Raw genomic sequence first — 352 nt, 5'->3', positions numbered from 1 at the left:
AGGGCCATACCGCACTCCCCCGACCGCAACGACTGGCTGGCCAGGTGCAGGGCCACCAACGACGACGAACACGCCGTATCCACCGTCACCGCAGGACCCTCAAGACCAAACACGTACGCAATCCGCCCGGAGATCACGCTGGCGGCGTTCCCGGTGCCGACGTGGCCTGCGATCTCCTCGGGCGCGTCGAGCAGGCGGGTGACGTAGTCCTGGCCGTTGGTGCCTACGAACACCCCGGTTGAACTGCCGCGCACAGTGGCCGGGTCGATGCCCGTCCGCTCGAACGCCTCCCACGACGTCTGCAACAACAACCGCTGCTGCGGATCCATCGCCAACGCCTCCCGCGGTGAAA

At 67.3% G+C, this 352-nt stretch carries 1 protein-coding gene; it reads right to left on the bottom strand.

Going from position 1 to position 352, the window contains the following annotated elements; genetic code table 11:
• Positions 1 to 352 (bottom strand): beta-ketoacyl synthase N-terminal-like domain-containing protein (locus ACLQ28_RS34560; protein ID WP_425690457.1); only part of this gene is annotated, 352 nt, incomplete at both ends.

The organism is Micromonospora sp. DT201, assembly GCF_049841575.1.
Taxonomy (GTDB): Bacteria; Actinomycetota; Actinomycetes; order Mycobacteriales; family Micromonosporaceae; genus Micromonospora.
Note: the sequence above shows the minus strand (reverse complement) of the source record. Positions and strands in the feature narration are given on the sequence as shown.